Below are 20138 nucleotides of genomic sequence, written 5' to 3'. Positions count from 1 at the left end.
GCGGGTGGGCAGCGACACCGTGCGGGCGGAGCCGGCGGACGACGAGGCGGCGCAGCGGCGCCGGGAGCAGCGCGGCTGGTACTTCTACGACTGGGCGTGCTCGGTCTACTCGACGAGCGTGCTCACGGTGTTCCTCGGGCCGTATCTGACGGCGGTCGCCAAGTCGGCGGCGGACGCGGACGGCTTCGTGCACCCGCTGGGGATACCCGTCCGGGCCGGCGCGTTCTTCGCGTACACCGTCTCCGCTTCGGTGATCATCTCGATCCTGGTGATGCCGCTCGCGGGGGCGGCCGCCGACCGTACGGGCCGCAAGAAGCCGCTGCTCGCGGTCTCGGCGTATCTGGGGGCAGCGGCGACCGCCGGGATGTTCTTCCTGGACGGGGACCGCTATCTGCTGGGCGGGTTCCTGCTCGTCGTCGCCAATGCCTCGCTCGCGGTGTCGATGGTCCTCTACAACTCGTATCTGCCCCAGATCGCGCCCCCCGAGGAACGCGACGCGGTCTCCTCGCGCGGCTGGGCGTTCGGCTACGCGTCCGGGGCGCTCGTCCTCGTGGCGAACCTCGTCCTGTACTCCGGCCACGACTCCTTCGGCGTGTCCGAGTCGACGGCGGTACGGATCTGCCTGGCCTCCGCGGGCGTGTGGTGGGGCGCGTTCACGCTCGTACCGCTACGGCGCCTGCGGGACAGGCGCACGGCACCCGCAGGTGACGAAGCGGCCACCGTGCCCGGCTGGCGTCAACTGGCGTCGACCGTGCGCGACATGCGCCGCCGCCCGCTGACGCTCTCGTTCCTGCTCGCCTATCTGGTCTACAACGACGGCATCCAGACGGTGATCTCGCAGGCATCCGTGTACGGCTCGGAGGAGCTCGGACTCGACCAGTCGACGCTGATCGTGGCGGTACTGCTGGTCCAGGTCCTCGCCGTGGCGGGCGCGCTCGCGATGGGGCGCCTCGCCCGTACGTACGGCGCGAAGAACACGATCCTCGGCTCGCTGATCGCCTGGACGGTCACGATCGGGGCTGGTTACTTCCTGCCGTCGGGGGCGCCGGTGTGGTTCTTCGTGCTGGCGGCCGGGATCGGGCTCGTGCTGGGCGGCACGCAGGCGCTGTCCCGTTCCCTTTTCTCGCACCTGGTGCCGGCCGGCAAGGAGGCCGAGTACTACTCCGCATACGAGATGAGCGACCGGGGAATGAGCTGGCTCGGACCGCTCGTTTTCGGCCTCGCGTACCAGCTGACCGGCAGTTATAGGGACGCCATCGTGTCCCTGGTGGCGTTCTTCATGATCGGCTTTGTGCTGCTTGCCCGGGTTCCGGTGAGGCAGGCGGTGCGCGACGCGGGAAATCCCGTACCGACCCGGATTTAGCACCTGAAGCCAAAGGCCGGTAGTGTACGCGTTTGGCCTGCCAGGCGTACCGTTACTGCACGTCAAGAACGCAAACCGCAGGGTGACATCTGCTGGCAGATGTGACAAACCGGGCGCCGGTGGGTACAACAAGGGGCGGCTACGACGGCGACGCATGACCCGGAACGGGAATCTTTACCGCCGACCGGACGTTGACCGGATGACGACGACAGCGACACCTGTCCTGTGGGCGACAAGCCCGGGAGGCACGATTCATGAGTGAGCGAGCTCTTCGCGGCACACGCCTCGTAGTGACCAGCTACGAGACGGACCGCGGCATCGACTTGGCTCCGCGCCAGGCCGTGGAGTACGCATGCGAGAAGGGACATCGTTTTGAGATGCCCTTCTCGGTGGAGGCCGAGATTCCGTCGGAGTGGGAGTGCAAGGTCTGCGGGGCCCAGGCACTCCTTGTCGACGGTGACGGCCCTGAGGAGAAGAAGGCCAAGCCCGCGCGTACACATTGGGACATGCTGATGGAGCGGCGCACCCGCGAGGAGCTCGAAGAGGTCCTCGAGGAGCGGCTCGCCGTTCTCCGATCGGGCGCCATGAACATCGCGGTGCATCCGCGCGACAGCCGCAAGTCCGCCTGACCCCTCGGGAGCAGCGGGAGCGCGACTGACAAAGCCGTGGGCCGGACACACTTCAGGTGTGTTCGGCCCACGGCTTTTCGCGTGTGTCCGGCGCCGGTCTTCGCCCCATCCGGCGCCGGACGGGGCTCAGTGAGCTTCTGAGCCCCGCGCGGGCTCAGGGAGCGATCGGGGGGCGCGGACCGGCGTCGCGTCGCTGTGCGGGCCGCTCATCGTCCTTGATCACCTCGCCCTGGATGACCGTGCCGTCGGGCCGGTGGATCCGGGCCTGCTGGAAGGCGTCGCCGAGGGTCCCGGGGCCGGCCGACTGCATCTTCCGCTCGATGGTCCGCTCCGTGTAGCGGCTCAGGGCCGAGCGGACGGGCGGGACGAGCAGGAGAAGGCCCAGGGCGTCGGAGATGAGGCCGGGGATCATCAGGAGCAGGCCGGCCAGCATGAGCAGACCGTTGCCCCCGGAGCGCTGCTCGCCGGCCGGGACCGCGCCGCTCTGCTGCTGTTGCAGCGTCTCGCTCAGATTCTTGAAGGCCCGGCGCCCGGCGCGCTTGATCACGACGGCGCCGAGCACGATCCCGGCGAGCAGCAGCAGGAAGACGGTGAACCCGCCGGCCGCGCCCGCCACCACGGTCAGCAGCCAGATCTCCAGGACCAGCCATGCGGCGATACCGAGCGGCAGGAACGTGCGGACCCGGGAGCGCCGGGGCGCGGCGGTGCGCGAAGGGGGCGGTGTGCCTGTGGTCATGCCCCCAGTGTGCCTGGGCCTCGACACGAGTGGCGTAAGGGTGAGATCAAGATCGACGGAGGCTCCGGCTCAGGGCCGCTTACGGCCGATCACACGCCCCATGCGCTCCCCCACGCCCCATGCGGTGACCCGCCACAGTGCCTCGACGACGATGTCACGGCTCATCTTGGAGTCGCCGAGCTCGCGCTCGACGAACGTGATGGGCACCTCGACGACGTGATAACCGGCCCTGACCGCACGTCGCGCGAGGTCGACCTGGAAGCAGTAGCCCTGGGAGGAGACCTCGCCGAGCCCGAGGCCTTCGAGGGTCTCGCGGCGGAAGGCGCGGAAGCCGCCGGTGACGTCCCGGATCGGTACATCGAGCAGCAGCCGCGAGTACGTGCTGCCGCCGCGGGAGAGGAACTCGCGCGACTTGGGCCAGTTGACGACCCGTCCGCCCGGCACCCAGCGCGAGCCGAGCACGAGGTCGGAGCCCTTCAGCGCGGTCAGCAGCCGGGGCAGCTCCTCGGGCTGATGGGAGCCGTCGGCGTCCATCTCCACCAGGACGCCGTAGCCGTGCTCCAAGCCCCAGCGGAAACCCGCGAGATAGGCCGCGCCGAGACCCTCCTTGCCCTGTCGGTGCAGGACCTGGACCTGGTCGTCGGCCGAGGCGAGCTCGTCGGCGAGCTTTCCCGTGCCGTCGGGGCTGTTGTCGTCGGCGACGAGGACGTGCGCCTCGGGCACGGACGCGCGCACCCGGCCGACGATCGACTTGATGTTCTCCGCCTCGTTATAGGTCGGGATGATCACCAGCGCCGTACCGAGAGGACCGAACTGCCGCCCACCGCCGTCGTTCACAGCTTCCCCTTAAGACTCCTGTACGAGGGGACCACCATAGCGAGGCCGCTTGTCGGCGCAGGTAAGGCGCCCTGCACGAAGCTGCGGGATCGGGGCCCGGTGCCCTTCGGGCCGACCTGGGACCCGCTGGCTGCGGGTCTACCGAGAGCCGTTGTCTACTGAGCTTCCGGGCCCCACCCGGGTCGCACCGTCCCCCGTGCTCCCGCGGAGCAGGGAGGGACCGCCATCCGGCCGGAACGTTCCAGCGCCCCATGGCGCGGGTGCTGGGCCTGGCTCCCAGTGGCGGTGCGCCGGTGCGGCACACCGCCCCATGACCCAGCGGCGTTCATCGACTGCGCGGAGGTTCCCCGGTCGGACGTCCAGTGGTGGACCCGGCAGAACCTACCCGTCGACCGCGCCCAGCTGTCAACACCCGTTTGAGCTGCGGTGATTGGGGAAACCGCCTGGTCAGTGCCGAGGATCCGCAGGTCGCGCGAACCTGCGGCGGACCGCGATCGGCGGTACGGCGACCGCCGACATCACTCGTCCGGCCCTACGTACACGGTCCGCCCGCCGACCACCGTGCGCAGGCAGAGCGGCAGTTGGGCCCCTGGCGTGAGATCCGGGAGGCCCGGGGTCCCCGAGCGCGGGTCGGTCGACCAGCGCGAGACGCGGTCGTCCGGCGCCTGGACGACGAGCTCCTCGGTGCGCCACACGGCGTAGTCCGCCGGGGCGCCCGGGACCAGGATGCCCGCGTCGTCCCGGCCGACGGCGCGCCAGCCGCCGCGGGTGTGCGCGGTGAACGCGGCCCGCACGGACACCCGGTGCTCGGGCGTGCGGTGGAAGGCCGCGGCACGGAGCGTGCCCCACGGATCGAGCGGGGTGACCGGGCTGTCGGAGCCGAAGGCCAGCGGAACCCCGGCACGCAGGAGGGCGGCGAACGGGTTGAGGGCACGGGCCCGTTCAACGCCGAGGCGATCGGCGTACATGCCGTCCTCGCCGCCCCACAGGGCGTCGAAGGCGGGCTGCACGGACGCGGTGAGGCCGAACTCGGCGAAGGAGGCGATGGTCTCCGGCGACAGCATCTCGGCATGCTCGACGCGGTGCCGTGCCGCTCTGACGCGGGCGAGGCCGACCTTCTCGGCGGCGGCACGCACGCCGTCCACCACGGCGGTGACCGCGGCGTCCCCGATGGCGTGGAATCCCGCCTGGAGCCCCGCCTCGGTGCAGGCGACGACGTGGGCGGCGACGGCGTGGGCGTCCAGGTAGGAGGTCCCGGTGTGCCCGGGGGCCGCGTCCGCGTACGGCTCGTGCAGGCAGGCCGTGTGGGAGCCGAGGGCGCCGTCCACGAAGAGGTCACCGGCGGCGCCGACGGCGCCCAGCGCGCGGGCCCGCTCGATGTCCAGGTCGGCCCAGTAGCCGACGACCCGGGGGCCGGGCTCCTCGGCGGCCAGGCGCAGCAGGCCCGTGAAGTCGTCCTCGGAGGAGATTTCGGGGCCGCCGCACTCGTGCACGGAGCCGATCCCCAGGGAGGCCGCGTGGCGCAGGGCCGCGCGCTGGGCCTCCGTGCGCTGCTGCGGAGTGACGGCGGCGTGGGCGGCGGCGCGCACGGCGTGGTGGGCGTCGCGGGTGAGCGGCCCGTCGGGGGTGAATCCGGGGCAGTCCGCGATGCCGGGGACGAGGTCGAGCAGGGCCGTGGTGACGGCGGCCGAGTGGACGTCGATTCGGGAGAGGTAGAGCGGGCGGGCGCCGGTTGCCTCGTCGAGCTCGGCGCGCGTGAGGGGCTCGCCGTCGGGCCAGCGGGCGGCGTCCCAGCCGTGGCCGAGGAGGATCCGGTCCATGGGGCGGGCGGCCGCGTGGGCGCGGACGAGGGCGAGCGCCTCGCCCCGGTCACGGGCCGTGGAGAGGTCGAGGCCGGTCAGGGCGAGCCCCGTCGATGTGGTGTGGACGTGGGCGTCGGTGAACGCGGGAGTGACGAGGGCGCCTTCGAGGTCGACGACCTCGTCGACCCCCTCGGCGAACGCGTCGGCCGCGCCTTCGGAGCCGACCCAGGCGACATGCCCCCGCTCGACGACCATGGCCGTGGCGAAGGGGTCGGCGGGGCTGTGGACGTCGCCACCGCGCAGAAGGACGGTGGGGGACTCTGCCGGTACGGGCGTGGGGGTCGTACTCATGGAGACAGTTTCCCGCGTTTGTACCCCCGAGCCGCACCCGGGGGCACAAAGCGGTCGGACCCGTGCCGGTCAGACGCGGGGCGGCCGCGCCTCGTACGGGGTGGAGAGGACCACGGTCGTGCGGGTGGAGACGCCGGCCAGGGAGCGCACCCGCGCGAGAAGGTTCTCCAGGTCGTGCGGGGTCTCCACGCGGACCTTGAGGATGTAGTTCTCGTCGCCGGCGACGCTGTGGCAGGCCTCGATCTCGGGCACGCCGGCCAGGCGTTCCGCGATGTCGTCGGGGGCGCTGGGGTCGAACGGTTTCACCGAGATGAAGGCGGTGAGCGACAGGCCGACCGCCTCGGGGTCGACAACTGCGGCATAGCCGCGGATGACGCCACGCTGTTCGAGGCGGCGCACGCGCTGGTGCACCGCGGACGTGGACAGGCCGGTGGCCTTGCCCAGGTCGGTGTAGCTCATCCGCCCGTCCTTGACGAGCAGCTGCACGATCTGTCGGTCGAGCTCCTCCATGGCGCAGAACCTACAGGGCCCTTGATCCCCGCGGATACCCGAGCGGACCACGGGGGCGGACACGCCTACCTGCCGCCGGGCATCCGCAATCGTCATGTGACGAAGACCACACCTGTCGAACCGTGTCCAGGCGCGTGCCACGATTACCCCCACGACGGGACGGGAAGTGCTTGCTGTGGTCGAGGCCGCAGCGCCTTGTCGGCCCACCCGAGGGGGAGAGTCCCATGCAGAATGTGAAGCGTCCCGGTCGTCCTGCCCGTAGTCGGCAGCAGCCGGCGATCGAGCCCGAGCCGGAGGGTGTCGAACCGGAGGACACCGGAATCGACGCGTTCGACGCGTACGACACCTTCGAGATGTACCGGGTGTTCTGCCCGGACTGCGCGCAGCCGATCGCGCTGCTCGCCGACGAGGACGTGCTGCCCGAGCACGCGCTGTGCGCCTCGCCGTGGAACCCGTTCGGTCTCACGGTCTGTGCCGGTACGGGCCGCGCGGCGGCCGACGCCCGGCCCGCCGACGATTCGACGGAGGCTCAGGAGCAGGACGCCGCACTCCTGTTGACGCTCCCTCAGGGGCTTGACTGGCGGATGCAGCCCTTCTCGCACGTGGCCGGCCCGGGTTCGCGCCCGCTGCGCATCCCCGAGCAGGTTCGCCGCACGGCCGCCTGACGACGTCTCAACTCCCGTAACTGCCCTGCACCATGGCCCGCAGACTGGCGTGGTGCAGGATCAGTGTGTCCGGATCGTCCGGCACGGCCACCTCCTTGAAGTACACCTGCCGGTAGGCGACGCGCAGCATCACGATGGCGTGGCGCAGGGCGGCGTACAGGGTGTGGAAGTCCATGTCGCGCGGTGTGTGGCCGGTGAGTTGGGCGTAGCGCCGCTCGATGTCCGCGCGGCGCAGGAAACCGGGCAGGCCGGCCTGGCCGAAGCTCTCCGTCAGGTCCTGGAAGAAGCGGTGCAGGTACACGGTCCAGCCGAGGTCGACCTCGCGCGGTGCCAGGGCCGCCATTTCCCAGTCGAGCACGGCGGCCGGTTCGAAGCCGTCGTAGATGATGTTCCCGATGCGGGCGTCGCCCCAGTTGAGGACGGGTTCGCCCTCGTCGGCGGGCCAGAGTTCGGCGAGCCGGTCGAAGGCGCTCTCGATGAGCGGCGAGGGCGGCAGTCCGTCCACCACCCAGGCGTAGTAGGCGCGTTGCGCCTCGACGTGGCGGCGCAGGGCGCTTCCCTGGCCGGGTGCGGCGAGGAACTCGGCCTCAGACGCCGGGACTCCGTCGTGCAGGCGGGCGATGAGGCCCACGGTCGCGTCCTGGAGCCGCGCGCGCTCGGCGTCCGTCGCGGAGTGCAGCCAGTTGCCTTCGTACGTGTAGGGCATGACGTCCGGCGGTACGCGGCCCTCGACGCGCTCCATCACGAAGAACGGGGCACCCAGGGGCCCGGGGTCCTCCTCTAGCCACAGAACCCGCGGCACCGGCAGCCCGGTGCGCTCGGCGGCGAGCCGCATCGTGCGGTACTGCCGCGGCATGTCGTACTCGGGGAAGATCGTGTACGCGGACGGGTCGGCGGCCAGTCTCAACGCGCACGCGCGGACCGGGGGTTCGGGATGTTCGATGTCGAAGAGCAGGGTCTCGCTGGACATGCCGTTGGACTCGGGGACGCTCACGTTCACCGCTTCGGCGCCCGGCAGACGGACGGCCAGCCACGAGGTGAGCCTCCGGGCCACCTCCTCCGGGTCTCGGGTGCTGGTGCGCGGTCGGGGTGCTGTCGCCATCGCAGGCTCCTTTCAGGGCGCCACGGAGTCGTAGCCGGTGAAGCCGCTCGGGTCGTGCCTGCCGAAGCTGCCGTGCTCGAAGATGCCGTGGCCGACCTGACCGCCCAGGGTGAAGCGCGCCGCGTGGTCGATGACGCCGTAGGCGGCCAGTGGATGGGCGGCGGGGTCGGAGAGGTCGTAGCTGCGGCGGTCGGTCCAGTCGCGGCCGCGCCAGGTGCCGTGCTGCCAGTCGTCCGCGGGCGGGTACCCGGCGCCGACGGCGAGCGGCGATGAGGCGAGGATCTCGACGCCGAGTTCCAGGGGCTTGCGGGAGAGCGGGTCGGTGAGGTGGACGACGGCGCTCTCGGGGTGGCGGGTGCCGGTCCGGTAGGTGATGTCGGCCTGGGGCCAGCCGAGTTGGAGGTCCGGGTGGCCGTCCCGGACGAGGGTGGCGTCGTTGAGGGTGCGGTAGCCGTCCGCGTCCTCCTGGACGATCACCATCAGGAAGCGGTCGTCGAAGCGGACCGGCGACCAGATCCAGTGGAAGCCCTCCGTCCTGTTCTCCTCGGCGAGCCGGCCGCCCTCCTCGCCGGGGACCGGGCGCACGCCCCAACTGCGGTCGCGGGTGCCGGTCCAGCCGTCGAGGGACACCTCGCGCCCGCCGATGCGGAGCCGGCCGCCACAGTGCCCGGCCTGCACGAAGCGCCTGCCCTCAAGGGTGAGGCGGCCGCCGCGCCGCTGCGTGTGGTGGGGCTCCCAGAGAGCCGGAAAGGCCGCCGACCAGTCGATCTCGTACGAGAGTCCGCCGGGGTCGTCCGGGTCGGCCTCGCAGGTCAGGACGAAGTCCTTCAGGGGACGTTCCACCTGGATCCGGAGCGGGCCGACGGCGAGTTCCATGCGGGTGTCATCGCGCAGGGCGTCGGAGGCGCGGACCGCGTGGAGGGTGTCGCCGACGCGCAGGGTCGCGTACGCGTCGATGACGCCGAGGTTCGGATAGACGCCGAGGCCGAGGATGAGCAGGAACTCCCCGGTGGGGTCGACGAGATGGAAGATGCAGCGGTCGTAGGCGTTGCGGTCACCGGTCGCGACGTGCTTCATGGACAGCGGGACCTGATGGACCGGGTATTCGTCGAGCGCGACGGGGCGGTCGTCTGCCACGCGTTTCCTCCCTGGGCGTACGGCGGTTGACGTCGCCCGGAGGGGTGCGGCCCCCGGCGGCGGAGTTGACGGTACGTCAGCTGAGCCGCCGGAGCCAGATGCGTGCGCCGGCCCGGATGCGGTGACGGCCGGATCAGGCCGGGCCCGCGGGGCCGCTGATCCGGCCCGGTCCGAACGGGGGCCCTAGAACGCACGCCCCCATGCCCCGAAGGGTGACCTGCCCGCCTCGGGCGCGTTGGCCTGGGCATGACCCTTACACAGACCGCCACCGGCCACCGCAGGCGCCTCCTGGTCCCCACCACCGCAGAATCGGTTCCGCAGCCGCCGCCCCCAGAGCGCCCCGCGCCCCAGGACCCGCCGATCTACCACGCTCTGGTCAGCCACTGGGCCGACCGCGGTAAGACTCTGCCGGGACGCCACGATCCGGAGTGGGCCCGGCTGGTGGCGTCTCCGGTCAGAACCGGGCAGTTCAGCGGGTTTCAGGACCGGCGAGGTGCCGCGCGATGACCATGCGCTGGATCTGGTTGGTGCCCTCCACGATCTGCAGCACCTTGGCCTCGCGCATGTAGCGCTCGGCCGGGAAGTCGGCCGTGTAGCCGTACCCCCCGAGCACCTGGACGGCGTCCGTGGTGACCTTCATCGCCGCGTCCGTGCACATCAGCTTGGCCATGGCCGCCTGCTTGGAGAAGGGCCGGCCCGCGTCGCGCAGGCGCGCCGCCGTCAGATAGAGCGCACGACCGGCCTCTATCTGCGTGGCCATGTCGGCGAGCATGAAGCGCAGGCCCTGGAAGTCGGCGACGGGCCGCCCGAATTGCTCGCGCCCCGTGGCGTACGAGACGGCCTCGTCGAGGGCCGCCTGGGCCACACCGATCGCACAGGCGGCGATGCCGAGCCGGCCCGAATCGAGAGCGGAGAGCGCGATCGCGAAGCCCTGCCCCTCGTCCCCGATCCGGCGCGCGTCGCTCACACGCACCCCGTCGAAGTGGACCTGCGCCGTGGGCGAGCCCTTCATCCCCATCTTCTTCTCGGGCGCCGCCGCACTCAGCCCCTCGGCGTCACCCGGGACCAGGAACGCGGTGATGCCACGCGCCCCCTCGCCGCCGGTGCGCGCCAGGACCGTGTAGAAGTCGGCGACGCCGCCGTGCGTGATCCAGGCCTTGGTGCCGGTGATCACCCAGTCGTCGCCTTCACGGACCGCCTTGGTCCGCAGGGACGCGGCGTCCGATCCCGAGGACGGCTCGGAGAGGCAGTACGCGCCGAGCAGGCCGCCGCCGAGCATGGCGGGCAGATGCTCGGTCCGCTGCTCCTTGGTGCCGAAATTGGCCAGTGCGTGGCAGGCCAGCGAGTGAACGCTGACGCCGAGGCCGACGGTGAGCCGGGCGGCGGCGAGCTCCTCCAGCACCTGGAGGTAGACCTCGTACGGCTGGTCGCCGCCGCCGAAGTCGGAGTCATAGGGGAGGCCGAGCAGACCCGACTCGGAGAGCAGTGAGAACGTCCCGCGCGGGAAGCGTCCGGCGTCCTCCTCCTCGGCCGCGCTCGGGGCGATCTCGCGCTGCACGAGCTCACGTACGAGCGAGAACAGATCCCGGGCCTCGTCCGTGGGCAGTTGACGGTCCACCGGCTGCGGGGCGCGGTCGGGCATATCGACGCTCTCCTCCCTGTCGGGCGCTGCGGCGGTCGCGCGCGGGGTGGTGCGGCGACGCCGTGTTCGAGCCGCCGCCGAGGGCTCCCCTCCGGGTCTCGGACGGGTGCTGACCAGCGGCTGCGGCCCGTTGAGTATGCCTGTTCGACGGCGGCCAGTCACCAGTTAACGACCGCTTACTTCAAAGATACCGAAAAGACGGCGGAGAGGCCGCCGGGAGCTGCCCGGAGCCCTCGCGAAGCCGCAGGAGCCCCGCCCCGAAGCCGCCGCCCGCCGGAACCGAGAGCCGTCGAGCCCCGAGCGCATTGGTCCGCACCATTGACCCCACTGGTCTAGTCCTCCTAAGGTTCCCTGCAACGTCTTAACGCGTTCATGCCAAAGACTCATGGCGCGGATCGCGTGCCGACGCCCACGAGGTCCACAGCAAATCCCCCCACGCTCCCCTCCCCCACGAGGAGACACGATGCTCAGACCGCACCGTCCACGCGCCTCCTTCCGGGCGCTCCTGTCCGCCGCGTGTTGCGCTGTTCTCGGCGCCGGACTGCTCGCCTCCGCGGGCACCGCCGCGGCACAGAACGACGTCGGCCCCCAGGAAGCCGCAGCCGGCTCGAAGGTCGTCGGCTACTTCACCGAATGGGGTGTCTACGACCGGAACTACCACGTCAAGAACATCGAGACGTCCGGCTCGGCCGACAAGCTCACGCACATCAACTACGCCTTCGGCAACGTCACCGGCGGCAAGTGCGCGATGGGCGACTCGTACGCCGCCACCGACAAGGCGTACACCGCCGACCAGGCGGTGGACGGCGTCGCGGACACCTGGGACCAGCCGCTGCGCGGCAACTTCAACCAGCTGCTCAAGCTGAAGAAGCTGCACCCGAACCTCAAGATCCTCTGGTCCTTCGGCGGCTGGACCTGGTCGGGCGGGTTCACCGACGCCGCCAAGGACCCGGCCGGGTTCGCGCAGTCCTGCTACGACCTGGTCGAGAACTCCAAGTGGGCCGACGTCTTCGACGGCATCGACATCGACTGGGAGTACCCCAACGCCTGCGGCCTGTCCTGCGACACGAGCGGGCGCGACGCCTACAAGAACCTGATGAGCGCGCTGCGTTCGAAATTCGGCTCCAGCGCGCTGATCACGTCCGCGATCCCGGCCGACGCCTCCGACGGCGGCAAGATCGACGCCACCGACTACGCCGGCGCCGCCCAGTACGTCGACTGGTACAACCCGATGACGTACGACTACTTCGGGGCCTGGGACGCGCAGGGGCCGACCGCCCCGCACTCGCCCCTGACCTCGTACAGCGGCATCCCCAAGGCGGGCTACAACACCGACGCCACCATCACCAAGCTCAAGGGCCTCGGCGTCCCGGCGTCGAAGCTGCTGCTCGGCATCGGCTTCTACGGGCGCGGCTGGACCGGCGTCACGCAGTCCGCACCCGGCGGCACGGCAACGGGCCCGGCGGCCGGCAAGTACGAGCAGGGCATCGACGACTACAAGGAGCTCAAGTCGAAGTGCCCGGCGACGGGCACGGTCGGCGGCACTGCCTACGCGTACTGCGGCAACAACTGGTGGAGCTACGACACCCCGGCCACGATCGCCGGGAAGATGGACTACAAGAACCAGCAGGGCCTCGGAGGCACCTTCCTCTGGGAGCTCAGCGGTGACACGACGAACGGCGAGCTGATCAAGGCGATCAACTAGTCGCTCGGGTACGACACTTGGGGCGGGGGATGCGCGGCGTCCCCCGCCCCTTCGCATCGCGTCGGGGCCTCGCGGGCGCCGGACGGTCCGGCCCGAACCGCTCGATCACCCACAGGGTCTCGCGATGGCTCCACGGGCTCGTGGGGCTCCCGGACCGGCACGGGCGCGTCGAACCCGGCGCAGGGAGCACCGGGTCACATCAGGCCGGCCTGCGTGACGAACATGGCGAGGACCACGACGAAGGTCCAGCCGAGGACGTGCTCAAGGATCTTGGGGCCGTTGTCCTTGGGGCCGCCGGTGCGGGTCCGGGCGGCGCGGTTCGTGACGGTGGTCGCGGTCATGGCATCTCGCTGAGGTCGTCCGGCAGTGGCATCCCCCCACTGACCCGTCCACCATGCCACCGCCGCGGCCGGTTGTGGGCGAGAGCTTGCTCACGCACAACTACCCTGCGGCGCCGTGCGGCTCACGTCTGTGACACACCTGCGGAAAGACCGCCGGCACCGCTGCCGGGCCACCCGGACGGGGGCGTGGATCCGGTCCCGAGCCGATCCGCTCGTGGAGTCGTCGCGGGCATGCCGCGGCCCCTCCCGGTCGCGTCGGGAGGGGCCGTGGCGCGTGCCTCAGCGGACGCCGACCGCCTCGAGCGCGCGGCGCTGCTTCGAGGTCGGGTGGGCCGGGAAGTACAGGTAGCAGACGCCGCCGGTGCCGGACACGACCTTGCCGGTGGCGTTGTACCGCTTGGTCCTGAGCCAGATTTTTTCCCACTCGGCCCGCTTGTAGACGCGGCGCACGGCCGTGTCACTGGGCGACGCCGGGTCGTTGGCGATCACGTCACCGTCCGCGGTGAAGCCGATCACCGTCATGAGGTGTCCGGACGTCCCGTATCCCGCCCCCGTCAGCTCCTCCTTGAGGAACGACTGCGACGTTATGGCCGGGATCCCCGCCGCGATCAGGGTCTCCAGATCGCTGAGCGAGCCGAGCCGCGTGACGACTCCCTGGAGGTCCTTGTACGTCGCCGCGTAGGCCGCGTTGAAGGGCCAGTTGCCGCAGCCCTCGTACTGGTAGTCGTACGTGAAGCGGGCCGCGTGGCAGACCTCCGGGTCCGCGTAGTCCGGGTTGACCCAGGACAGGTCGTCCGCGGAGGGCTTGCGGCCCCAGTACTCGATGATCATCTGCGAGGAGGTGGGGCTGCACCAGGCCTCGCCGCCGTTGTCGTACTCGGGGTACTGGCCCGCGTGGACGTTCTGCGAGAAGCGCGGAACGGACAGCTCCTTGGCGAGCCCCGGCTGCGAGGCCGGGACCGAGAAGCGGTCCGGGACGTCGGAGCCCATGGCCCCGAGCCGCCACACGAGGGGCGAGGCCTTGGAGTCCGGCGCGCGGTACAGGGTCAGCCGCAGGCGGTACGAGACGAGGCGCAGACCCGAGGCCGCGTCGTCGATCGAGAAGGTGTCCGTCCAGATACTGGACTTGCCGTCCGACTGGTCGTCGACGGAGGTCCGCCGGATGTCCTGGTCTCCCGCCGCCCAGCGGCCCATCACGTACCAGGGGGTCGCCGCGCCGTCGGAGTACGTGCCCTGGAGTTCGATCTGGATCCAGGTACCGGCCGGGGTGCGCGCGTTCCAGGAGGCGATGACCTCGGTGGCGGGCACCGACAGACGGTGGGCCGGGGAGGTCCACCGGCCGTACTCCCAGGTGGCGGTCTTGCCCGTGTGCGGATCCGTGTAGTCGGTGCGGCCCTCGGGGGTCGCGAGCGTCAGGCCGGGGCGGGATCCGGCGACCGCGCGGGTGCCGGCCGCCGTTCCGGAGCGCCAGTCCGAGTGCGAGGTCCAGGCGTGGTTGTCCACGAGGCGCGGGACCGCGTGGGCGGGGGCCGGTGCGCCGGTGCCGGCGACGGCGGTGCCCGCGGTCGTGGCGAGCGCCGCTGCGCCCGCGGTGGCCGCGGCGGCGGTGAGCAGGGTTCTGCGGGACAGAGGTTCGGGTCGGGTCATGAGCGGGGCTCCCCCAGTCGACGAGGTATCCGTAAAGGGGCGGGTGAGGTGCACGACAGTGCGCCAACTATGGCCGGTACCCGCTGACTTCCACCAGCGTTTCCGGCCTGTCGTGGTTACCAATATTGGCCTGTACCACTGGCATGACCTGCGGCGGCGCGCGGGAAACCGGCCGGGCGCCTCCCGTACCCTTGCGGGCGATGACCTTCCAGCACATGCCGCTCCCCCGGCTCGCCGCGACCCTGCGCGCCCTGCCGCCCTCCTGCGGACCGGTCCGGCTGATCGCCGTCGACGGCCACGCCGGCTCCGGCAAGTCGACGTTCGCCGCCAAGCTCGCCGAGGCCCTCGGTCAGGCGCCTGTCCTGCACCTCGACGATCTCGCCAGCCACGACGCCCTCTTCGGCTGGACGGCGCGGCTGCGCGAGCAGGTCATCGATCCGCTCTCCCGCGGCGAGAGCGCCCGGTACGAGCCGTACGACTGGAACGCCCGGCGCTTCTGCCCGCCGCGCGCCCTGACGCCCGCGCCGGTGGTCCTGATGGAGGGCGTGGGCGCCGGCCGGCGCGCCGTGCGGCCTTTCCTGGCGCGGCTGTTCTGGATGGACACGCCGGAGGAGGTGTCCTGGGAACGGGGGCGGCGACGGGACGGACCGGCGCAGAGCGGGTTCTGGGACGGCTGGATCCGTGCGGAGCGCGCGCACTTCGCCGATGACCCCTCGCGCCCCTTCGCCCAGACATTGGTACGTGAGTGTCCTGAGGGCTACGAGGCACGTCAGATGCCTCCCGGGACCGGACTTCCGACGCCTTCCGTCACTCAGCGTGAAGGGCCGTCGGCAGCGCGCTGACCCCACCAGAAGCGCCTTCCGCCAGTTTCCGCGAGTGCCTCAACTCGGCTTGACCGAGGGGTCGTACAGGACTTACGTTCTGAATGTGCGGCCTTTCGGGGCCGCCGGCAGACGCGAAGCCCCCGATTGTTCCCCCGTGATCGGGGGCTTCGTTCTGCCCTGTTCACCCCACCGGGGGTGCGGTGAGCCTTGATTCGTTCACCCTCGGTCACCGTCCGGCCCCCTCCCCACCTGCGCCGTCCGCCTCGGATCCGGCCCTGCGGCGCCCTCGGCCGACGACTGCTGCGCAGGTACGATGCCTCTCGGTGCGGCTTACGGACGGCTCGCGGTCCGCACCATGACAACTCCCGTCCACAGCACATCGGTTCGGCGCAGGAGCCGACGGGCACCGGCCCGACGGCGTACCACGGGGGCACGGTTTGTGGGGGACGTGATGGACTTCGGCACACAGGGCTCGCCCGGCCCGGCCGACCTCGCCTGGGTGCGTGGCGTGGACGCCTACACCATGGGCGCCTATCCGCAGGCCGAGGAGGAGTTCCGGGACGCCGTCCGGATGGACCCCGGCATGGCCGACGGCTGGCTGGGGCTGCACGCGTTACGCATCGACACGACGACGGCGCTGCTGCGCATGTTCCGGCACCGCGACCGGTTCGGCGAGCAGCGCACCCGGCACCGGCGCACCCTGAACTCCTGGTACTGGCTCGGCTGGTGGGTGCAGCCCGTGCTGGAGCGGCCGCGCGATCTGCTGCTCGCCCACGCGTCGCACTGGCTCGACGGGCGCCATGTCCCGGACCTGGACGGGGCGTTGGCGACGCTGCCGCGGGTGGACGCCGATCCGCAGGTGCGGTTCCTGCACGCCTGCCGCGCCTACCTCGTCAAGGACTGGGAGCAGCTGGTCCGGCACACGGACCCGCTGCTCGACGACGGGCTCCTCGGCATCGAGGCCGGGCTCTTCGGCGGGATGGCCCGCGTGCGCCTGGAGATGTACGGGCAGGCCGAACCGCTCCTGTCCGCCGCGCTGATGCGCTGCCGGAGCGAGCAGCCCCAGCGCAAGGAGCTGCGCTACTGGCTGGCCCGCGCGCACGAGGGCACCGGCCGCTCCGCCGCCGCGCTCCCCCTGTACCGGGCCGTGCACCGCGTGGACCCCGCCTTCATGGACACCTCGGCCCGCCTCGCGGCCATCGCCGAGAGCGACGGCTACGGCGACTTCGGCGACGGCACGGACCTCAGTCCCCTCACCATGACCGGGCTCGGCCAGGACATGCTGGACGGCTCCGAGTCGATGGACCCGCTGTACGAGGGCGACGGCCGGAACCTGAAGGTGAGCGAGCCCGATCTGCCGCCGCCCGGCGCCGTGTCCGCCGAGACCGACGCGGTCCGCGAGAAGGCCGTCGTGCCGATCACGCCGCAACTGCCCGCCGGCCCCGCCGACCCCGCACTGCTCGAGGAGGCCCTCGCCGAGCTGGAGCGGATGGTCGGCCTGGAACCCGTGAAGCGGCAGGTGAAGGCTCTCTCGGCCCAGCTGAACATGGCGCGCCTGCGCGCCGGGCAGGGCCTTCCCGTGCAGCCGCCGAAACGGCACTTCGTCTTCTCGGGCCCCTCCGGCACCGGCAAGACCACCGTGGCCCGCATCCTCGGCCGCGTCTTCTACGCGCTCGGGCTGCTCGGCGGCGACCATCTCGTGGAGGCCCAGCGGGCCGACCTGGTCGGCGAGTATCTGGGCCAGACGGCCGTGAAGGCGAACGAGCTGATCGACTCGGCGATCGGCGGCGTCCTGTTCGTCGACGAGGCGTACGCCCTGTCGAACTCGGGCTACGGCAAGGGCGACGCGTACGGCGACGAGGCGCTGCAGGTCCTCCTGAAGCGCGCCGAGGACAACAGGGACCACCTCGTGGTGATCCTCGCCGGCTACCCGGAGGGCATGGACCGTCTCCTCGCGGCGAACCCCGGACTGTCCTCGCGCTTCACGACGCGGGTCGACTTCCCCTCGTACCGGCCCCTCGAACTCACCTCGATCGGTGAGGTGCTCGCCGCGGAGAACGGGGACGTGTGGGACGAGGAGGCGCTCGACGAGCTGCGCTCCGTCAGCGGACACGTCGTCGACCAGGGCTGGATCGACGAGCTCGGCAACGGAAGGTTCCTGCGGACGCTGTACGAGAAGTCGTGCGCCTACCGGGACCTGCGGCTGACGGGGTACACGACGACTCCGACGCGGGACGACCTGTCGACGCTGCGGCTGCCCGATCTGATGCAGGCGTACGGCGAGGTGCTCTCGGGGCGCGGGCCCCACGATCCGTCCGCGATGTGACATGACGAAGGGGCGGGCCCGATCCGGGACCCGCCCCTTCGCCGTGTGCGCCTGTCAGCCGGCCAGCGCCTCCTCCGGCGCCTCGGCCCGCGGCTCCGCCACCCGCGCCCCGGGCGCGGGAGCGTCCCGGTGCGCGGGGTCACGGACCTCGCCGACGAGCATCTCCAGGACGTCCTCCAGGGCGACCAGGCCGAGGACCCTGCCCGAGGCGTCGGCGACCTGTGCGAGGTGCGTCGCGGCGCGGCGCATCACCGTCAGGGCGTCGTCGAGCGGGAGTTCGGCGCGCAGCGTCGTCATGGGACGCCAGATCTGCTGCGGCACCGCGCGGTCGTGGTCGGCTGAGTCGATCAGGTCAAGGACGTCCTTCACGTGCAGATAGCCCATGAAGGCGCCCCCCTCCGCGCAGACCGGGAAGCGGGAGTAGCCCGTACGGCCGGTCAGCTCGATGACCTGGCCGGGGGTGACCGAGGGACCGACCGTGACCAGGGACGCCCGGTCGAGCAGGACGTCGGTGACCGGGCGCGAGCCCAGCTCCAGGGCGTCCTCCAGGCGTTCCTGCGCCTCGGGTTCGAGCAGCCCCGCCTGTCCGGAGTCCTCGACGAGGCGGCCGAGCTGCACGCTGGTGAAGACCGCCTCGACCTCGTCCCTCGGCTCGACCCCGAACAGCTTCAGCACGAGCCGGGCACAGGCACCCAGGGCGACGGTGACCGGCCGGCACAGCCGGGCGAAGGCGACGAGGCCGGGGCTGAACCAGAGGGCGGTCTTCTCCGGCGCCGCCATCGCGAGGTTCTTCGGGATCATCTCGCCGATGACGAGGTGGAGGCTGACGACGGCCGCGAGCGCGATGACGTAGCCGAGGGGGTGGATCATCCCGTCGGGCAGGTGCATCGCCTCGAAGAGCGGCTCCAGCAGATGGGCGACCGTCGGCTCGGCGACCGCGCCGAGCGTCAAGGAGCAGACGGTGATGCCGAACTGGGCCGCCGCCATCATCTGCGGCAGGTGCTCCAGGCCGTACAGGACCTGGCGGGCCCGCTTGGTGTCCAGGGGCTCGATCTGACTGCGGCGCACGGAGACGAGGGCGAACTCGGCGCCCACGAAGAAACCGTTGGCCAGCACGAGGAGAAGGGCGAAGAACAGTTGGAGCGCGCTCATCGGGCGGCCTCCGCCAGCTGGGCGGCGTCCACGGTCCGTACGATCCGGACGCGCTCCGCGCGGTAGTGGTCGACCTGACGCACCGCGAGCCGCCAGCCGGGCAGCTCCGCCCGGTCACCGGGCGCGGGGATCCGCCCCAGCAGATCGGCGACGAGACCTGCGACGGTCTCGTACGGGCCTTCCGGTACGTCGAGTCCTATGCGGCGCAGGATGTCGACCCGGCAGCTGCCGTCGGCGTCCCACGCGGGGCGGCCGTCCTCGGCCGGGGCGACCGCGAGCTCGGGCAGGTCGAGGCGGTCGTGCTCGTCGCGGACCTCGCCGACGAGCTCCTCGACGATGTCCTCCAGGGTGACGACCCCGGCCGTGCCGCCGTACTCGTCGACGACGACGGCTATGGGCTGCTCGCTGCGCAGACGCTCCAGGAGGGGCTGCACCGGCAGCGTCTCCGGGACGAGCAGCGGGGCCTGGGCGATGCGGCTCGCGGGAGTGCGCAGCCGCTCGTGCGCGGGCACCGCCAGGGCGTCCTTGAGATGCACCATGCCGACGATCTCGTCGATCCGCTCGCGGTAGACCGGGAAGCGGGAGAGGCCGGTGGCGCGCGTGAGGTTGACGACGTCCTCGGCGGTCGCCGAGGACTGGAGCGCGCTGACCTTCACGCGCGGCGTCATGACGTGCTGGGCGGTGAGCTCACCGAGGGACAGGGTGCGGACGAACAGGTCCGCCGTGTCCTGCTCCAGGGTGCCCGCCTGCGCGGAGTGCCTGGCCAGGGAGACGAGTTCACCGGGGGTGCGGGCCGAGGCCAGCTCGTCGGCGGGCTCGACGCCCAGGGCGCGCACGGCGCGGTTGGCCACGGCGTTGAGCAGCGCGATCACGGGCCTGAAGAGACGCGAGAACACGTGCTGGGGGCCCGCGACGAACCGTGCGACCTGAAGCGGCTTGGACACCGCCCAGTTCTTCGGCACGAGCTCGCCGATCACCATCTGAACGGCGGAGGCCAGGAGCATGCCGAAGACGACGGAGACGCCGCCGACGGCGCCTTCAGGTACACCGACGGCGGTGAAGGGCCCCGCGAGCAGCGTCGCGAGCGCTGGTTCGGCGAGCATGCCGACGACCAGTGAGGTGATGGTGATGCCGAGTTGGGTGCCGGAGAGCTGGAAGGACAGCTCCTTGAGGGCGCTCACGACGGTACGGGCCCGTCGGTCGCCGTCGGCCGCGGCCTTCTCGGCGTCGGCGCGCTCCACCGTGACGAGGCCGAACTCGGCCGCCACGAAGAAGCCGTTGGCAAGGATCAGCAGGAATGCCGCTCCGAGGAGCAACAAGGGGATGGTCATGCCACCGCCTCCGCGCACACAACGCGCCATTCGGTCGC

The 20138-nt window shown here is 71.5% G+C and carries 17 protein-coding genes; 6 read left to right on the top strand and 11 right to left on the bottom strand.

What is annotated here, in order from left to right; translation table 11 throughout:
• The first annotated feature begins 4 nt into the window (after positions 1-4).
• Both OG758_RS38120 and OG758_RS38115 read left to right on the top strand, forming a co-directional pair.
• A complete protein-coding gene (locus OG758_RS38120; protein WP_326714036.1) occupies positions 5-1363 on the top strand; it encodes an MFS transporter in 1359 nt (452 codons plus the stop codon).
• Positions 1364-1617: 254 nt separating this feature from the next.
• Complete coding sequence (locus OG758_RS38115; RefSeq protein WP_164314920.1) at positions 1618-1992, top strand: RNA polymerase-binding protein RbpA; 375 nt, start codon at positions 1618-1620, stop codon at positions 1990-1992.
• A gap of 154 nt (positions 1993-2146) precedes the next feature.
• On the opposite strand, the gene fxsA is transcribed toward OG758_RS38115, so the two are convergent.
• From fxsA to OG758_RS38095, 4 genes are all read right to left on the bottom strand, one after another.
• The gene (fxsA, locus tag OG758_RS38110) at positions 2147-2728 is read right to left on the bottom strand and encodes an FxsA family membrane protein (RefSeq protein ID WP_326714035.1); all 582 of its coding nucleotides are present in this window, start codon (positions 2726-2728) and stop codon (positions 2147-2149) included.
• A 69-nt stretch (positions 2729-2797) separates the two neighbouring features.
• Positions 2798-3565 carry a polyprenol monophosphomannose synthase gene (locus OG758_RS38105; protein WP_326714034.1) on the bottom strand — a complete coding sequence of 256 codons (768 nt, stop codon included), beginning with the start codon at positions 3563-3565 and terminating at the stop codon, positions 2798-2800.
• Between the two features lie 518 nt (positions 3566-4083).
• The gene (locus tag OG758_RS38100) at positions 4084-5718 is read right to left on the bottom strand and encodes an amidohydrolase (protein WP_326714033.1); all 1635 of its coding nucleotides are present in this window, start codon (positions 5716-5718) and stop codon (positions 4084-4086) included.
• Positions 5719-5787: 69 nt separating this feature from the next.
• Complete coding sequence (locus tag OG758_RS38095; protein WP_100597468.1) at positions 5788-6228, bottom strand: Lrp/AsnC family transcriptional regulator; 441 nt, start codon at positions 6226-6228, stop codon at positions 5788-5790.
• Positions 6229-6452: 224 nt separating this feature from the next.
• Here OG758_RS38095 and OG758_RS38090 point away from each other — a divergent pair, with 224 nt between their 5' ends.
• A complete protein-coding gene (locus tag OG758_RS38090; protein ID WP_266566669.1) occupies positions 6453-6893 on the top strand; it encodes a hypothetical protein in 441 nt (146 codons plus the stop codon).
• A gap of 7 nt (positions 6894-6900) precedes the next feature.
• Here OG758_RS38090 and OG758_RS38085 read toward each other — a convergent pair whose 3' ends face one another.
• From OG758_RS38085 to OG758_RS38075, 3 genes are all read right to left on the bottom strand, one after another.
• On the bottom strand, positions 6901-7995 hold the full coding sequence (locus OG758_RS38085) for a phosphotransferase family protein (RefSeq protein ID WP_326714032.1): 1095 nt from the start codon (positions 7993-7995) through the stop codon (positions 6901-6903).
• 12 nt (positions 7996-8007) lie between these two features.
• Positions 8008-9132, bottom strand: coding sequence for a hypothetical protein (locus tag OG758_RS38080; RefSeq protein ID WP_326714031.1), 1125 nt, complete (start codon positions 9130-9132; stop codon positions 8008-8010).
• 469 nt (positions 9133-9601) lie between these two features.
• Positions 9602-10774 (bottom strand): acyl-CoA dehydrogenase family protein, encoded by a 1173-nt coding sequence (locus tag OG758_RS38075; protein ID WP_326714030.1) that lies wholly within the window; start codon positions 10772-10774, stop codon positions 9602-9604.
• Positions 10775-11237: 463 nt separating this feature from the next.
• Between OG758_RS38075 and OG758_RS38070 the strand changes: the two genes are divergently transcribed.
• Positions 11238-12479 carry a glycoside hydrolase family 18 protein gene (locus OG758_RS38070; RefSeq protein ID WP_326714029.1) on the top strand — a complete coding sequence of 414 codons (1242 nt, stop codon included), beginning with the start codon at positions 11238-11240 and terminating at the stop codon, positions 12477-12479.
• Positions 12480-12673: 194 nt separating this feature from the next.
• On the opposite strand, the gene OG758_RS38065 is transcribed toward OG758_RS38070, so the two are convergent.
• Both OG758_RS38065 and OG758_RS38060 read right to left on the bottom strand, forming a co-directional pair.
• A complete protein-coding gene (locus OG758_RS38065; protein WP_116503494.1) occupies positions 12674-12820 on the bottom strand; it encodes an SCO1431 family membrane protein in 147 nt (48 codons plus the stop codon).
• A 279-nt stretch (positions 12821-13099) separates the two neighbouring features.
• Positions 13100-14467 carry a peptidase C39 family protein gene (locus OG758_RS38060; RefSeq protein ID WP_326714028.1) on the bottom strand — a complete coding sequence of 456 codons (1368 nt, stop codon included), beginning with the start codon at positions 14465-14467 and terminating at the stop codon, positions 13100-13102.
• Positions 14468-14667: 200 nt separating this feature from the next.
• Here OG758_RS38060 and OG758_RS38055 point away from each other — a divergent pair, with 200 nt between their 5' ends.
• Complete coding sequence (locus OG758_RS38055; protein ID WP_326714027.1) at positions 14668-15309, top strand: uridine kinase family protein; 642 nt, start codon at positions 14668-14670, stop codon at positions 15307-15309.
• A gap of 433 nt (positions 15310-15742) precedes the next feature.
• Positions 15743-17617: an AAA family ATPase gene (locus OG758_RS38050; protein ID WP_326714026.1), complete on the top strand. Its 1875-nt coding sequence runs from the start codon at positions 15743-15745 to the stop codon at positions 17615-17617.
• A 54-nt stretch (positions 17618-17671) separates the two neighbouring features.
• Here the strand turns inward: OG758_RS38050 and OG758_RS38045 are convergent, their stop codons facing one another.
• Positions 17672-18769: a hemolysin family protein gene (locus OG758_RS38045; RefSeq protein WP_326714025.1), complete on the bottom strand. Its 1098-nt coding sequence runs from the start codon at positions 18767-18769 to the stop codon at positions 17672-17674.
• Positions 18766-20100, bottom strand: a complete 1335-nt coding sequence (locus tag OG758_RS38040) for a hemolysin family protein (RefSeq protein WP_326714024.1) — start codon at positions 20098-20100, stop codon at positions 18766-18768. Before OG758_RS38040 ends, OG758_RS38045 begins: the two co-directional genes overlap by 4 nt.
• Positions 20101-20138 lie beyond the last annotated feature (38 nt).

Origin of the sequence: Streptomyces sp. NBC_01474, assembly GCF_035918215.1 — a bacterium.
GTDB classification, from domain to species: Bacteria; Actinomycetota; Actinomycetes; order Streptomycetales; family Streptomycetaceae; genus Streptomyces; species Streptomyces aureus.
Note: the sequence above shows the minus strand (reverse complement) of the source record. Positions and strands in the feature narration are given on the sequence as shown.